We start from the raw sequence: 3,212 nt of genomic DNA, 5'->3' as shown, positions 1-3,212 counted from the left end.
CCGGCCAGCGTGCGCAGGCCCTGGGCGAGCGCGTCGAGGTTGGCCATGACCGCAGCCGCTTTGTCCCGTGTCCATGCGGTGCGCCAGGCGAGGGGCAGGGTCGAGATCGTGCCCTCGGTGACGTCGTCCGGCAGCAATGCGGCGAGGATCTCGGCGAGCCCGAGCGTGTACCGCAGCCGCTCCGCGTCGGCCCAGTCGGGCTGGTAGACGCGGTATTTCACGATCTCGTCGTGGAAGCCGCGGTAGGGGAACCCGTTGAGGGTCACGACCTCCAGGCCGAGCGCGGTCAGCCGCTCGCGCAGCGCGGCGAGTTCGTCGCCACGGGCGAGCAGCTCACCGGCGGCCTGCCGGGGCAGCCAGAGGCCGACGCCGAGCCGTTCGGCGCCGAGCAGTGTTCTGACCCGCGCGGCGACGCCGGAGAGTTGGCGGTGGATGCCGGGGAGATCCTCGGCCGGGTGCACGTTGGTGCAGTAGGCGAGGTGGATCGTCGAGCCGTCCGGGTGGCGCAGCCTCATGGGTCAGCCTCGCTTGATCGTGTTGCCGGCGTAGTCGGGGGCCGCCTCGGTGCCCGCCTCCAGGCTGAGCCGGCCGCTCTGCCCGTAGAAGGTCACCGGGTTGCGCCAGAGCACCTGGTCCACGTCGTCCTCGCCGAAGCCGGCCGCGAGCATGGCGTCGGCGACCTCGCGCGTCTTCAGCGGGTCGCTCCGTCCCCAGTCCGCGGCCGAGTTCACCAGCATCCTGTCCGTGCCGTGCTCCTTGAGGACGGTCACCATCCGGTCCGGGTCCATCTTGGTGTCGGGGTAGATGGAGAATCCCATCCAGCAGCCCGAGTCCGCGACCATGCCGACGGTCAGCTCATTGAGATGGTCGACGAGCACCTGCCCGGGAGCGAGGCCCGCGGCCCGCACCACGTCCAGCGTGCGGCGGGTGCCGGCGACCTTGTCCCGGTGCGGCGTGTGCACGAGGACGGGGAGATCATTTACTCGTGCCAGGGCGAGCTGGGCCTCGAAGGCCCGTTCCTCATCCGCCGTCATGGAGTCGTAGCCGACCTCGCCGACGGCGACGACCGAGTCCTTCAGCAGGTATCGCGGTAACTCGGCCAGCACGCCCGCGCACCGCGGATCGTTCGCCTCCTTCGGGTTGAGCGCGAGCGCGCAGTGGTGGCGGATGCCGTACTGCGCGGCGCGGTACGGCTCCCAGCCGAGCAGCGCGTCGAAGTAGTCGAGGAAGCTGCCCACGTTGGTACGGGGCTGCCCCAGCCAGAAGGCGGGCTCCACCACGGCCCGGACTCCCGCGGCGTGCATGCGCTGGTAGTCGTCGGTGGTCCGGGAGCTCATGTGGATGTGGGGGTCGAAGATACGCATTCAGATCCTCTCCATGACATCGCGCGGAACGGGCCGGCCGGCCGCCCGCAGCTCCGCCGCGTAGTCCGACAGCATCCGGGCCAGCTCGGCGTCGAACCGGCGCTCCAGGCCGGTCACCGAGGCCAGCGGGATCGACATGAAGACGCACTTGAGCACCCCTTGACGGAAGGCGTGGTCGTCCAGCCACGCCGACCCGTAGGGGCCCAGGGCCGCGGCGACCAGCCGGGCGTCGTTGGTGCGCAGCGCGTCCTCCACCAGGTCGACCGCCGCCGGGCCGAGATCGAGCTCGGGCAGCGCGGACAGGATGGCCAGCCGCTCGCCGCTGTCGCCGCGCTCGTACAGTTTGCGGATCACCGCGTGGTCGCCGCCCAGCGCTTTGAGCAGCGCGCTCCGGGCGGCGGGGCCGCCCCGCCGCTCGGCCTGCGGGAAGAGCAGGTGGATCGCGTCCGGGTCAGCCTCGACCCGCCGTACGGCCTCTGTCTGCCACTCGTCCCTCATGTGCCCTCCTCAGGAACTCGATCGAGCGCCGGGCGACCTGCGGGGCCGCGTGGCTGTGCCGGGCCAGCTCCACGGCCACGAGACCGGAGTAGCCGTGCAGAGCGGCGAGCACCGGCACGAAGTCGATCTCGCCTTCGCCGAATTCCAGATGCTCGTGGACCTCGCGGCGCATGTCCTCGATCTGGACGTGCACGGTGTACGGCAGCGCCCGCCGGACGCAGGCGGGCAGGTCCTCCCGCTCCACGCAGTGGCAGTGCCCGATGTCGAGGGTGAGACCGAACCGGGGATGGTCGCCGAGCATCCGGCGCAGCCGTTCGTAACCGTCCAGGTCCCGGACGAGCATCCCGGGTTCCGGCTCGAACCCCAGGATGACGCCGGTCCTGTCCGCTTCGTCGAGGAGCCGTTCGCACTGGTCGGCCAGCCGTGCGTACGCCTCCTCCTCCGTCATGCCGTCAGGTTTGACCCCGCTCCACAGATGGACCACCGGGGCGCCCAGATCGGCGGCGACCCGCATGGCCGTCGTCAGGAACTCCGCTCTCCGGCCCGCGTCGTCGCTGATGAGGGTCGGATGATGCTTGCGCCACGGGTCCAGGGTGTAGCGTCCACCCGTCTCGACGACGGCCGCGAGGCCGAGGCGTTCGAGGAGTCCGGCGATCCTCGACACCTCCGCGGCCAGGCCGGGGGCATAGGGGTCGAGATGGCCGCGGTCGAGCGTGATCGCCGCACCGGAGTAGCCCAGGTCATGCAGGATCGCGAGCGCCTCGGCGAGCCGGTGGTCGCCGAAACCGTTGGTGCAGTAGGCCCACTTCATGACGTGGCCATCCGGGACGAGAGCCATCTGCCCAGGGGCAGCGAGCACAGCAACGCGCCCGCCGCCCCGAACCGCCCGTTCCCGGCGAGCGCCGCCGCCTGGAGCGGTATCAGGGCGAGGATGCTCAGCCGGACGGCGTGCCGCACGTTCTCGGGATCGGGGTGAGTCCGTAACCCGGCCTGGACCGGGAGGGTCGAGGCGAGATAGCCGGCGATGAGGACCCCGGCGCCCGTCCGGGCGGCGGCTCCCCTGCGCAGGCTGGCCGCGGCCGCCAGACCGGCCGCCGCGGTGGTGGCGGCGAGGGCACGCTCGGCGGTCCCGGGTGCCGCCCCCGCCACCTCGGCCCGGCCGAGGATGCTGATCCCGTACGTGTGCGCGCCGACCGCCAGCGCCATCGGCACGGCGGCTCTCCCGTCCGAGCCGGCGCCCAGGAGCACGTCCAGCGCGCGGCAGGCGGCCATCGAGGCGGGGCCCGCCGCCGTCCGTTTGAGGCCCAGGTCGTAGGCCCACACCGCACCGGCCAGCAGACCGGCGACGGT

Annotated in this window: 3 protein-coding genes and 2 pseudogenes; all 5 read right to left on the bottom strand. The window is 72.1% G+C overall.

What is annotated here, in order from left to right; all coding sequences use genetic code 11:
* A pseudogene (locus tag AB0J87_RS64325) lies at positions 1–515 on the bottom strand (xylose isomerase); the annotation flags it as partial.
* Between the two features lie 3 nt (positions 516–518).
* On the bottom strand, positions 519–1,364 hold the full coding sequence (locus AB0J87_RS64320) for a TatD family hydrolase (protein WP_363985901.1): 846 nt from the start codon (positions 1,362–1,364) through the stop codon (positions 519–521).
* Entirely contained in the window at positions 1,365–1,862 is a 498-nt protein-coding gene (locus tag AB0J87_RS64315) for an EboA domain-containing protein (RefSeq protein WP_363985899.1), read from the bottom strand.
* On the bottom strand, positions 1,816–2,673 hold the full coding sequence (locus AB0J87_RS64310; protein ID WP_363985897.1) for a sugar phosphate isomerase/epimerase family protein: 858 nt from the start codon (positions 2,671–2,673) through the stop codon (positions 1,816–1,818). Before AB0J87_RS64310 ends, AB0J87_RS64315 begins: the two co-directional genes overlap by 47 nt.
* Positions 2,670–3,212, bottom strand: a pseudogene (locus tag AB0J87_RS64305) (4-hydroxybenzoate polyprenyltransferase); the annotation flags it as partial. The gene AB0J87_RS64310 and the pseudogene AB0J87_RS64305, both read right to left, overlap by 4 nt.

Source organism: Nonomuraea sp. NPDC049625 (assembly GCF_040675285.1).
Taxonomy (GTDB): domain Bacteria; phylum Actinomycetota; class Actinomycetes; order Streptosporangiales; family Streptosporangiaceae; genus Nonomuraea; species Nonomuraea angiospora_A.
This window is presented reverse-complemented; position numbering and strand designations above follow the sequence as displayed.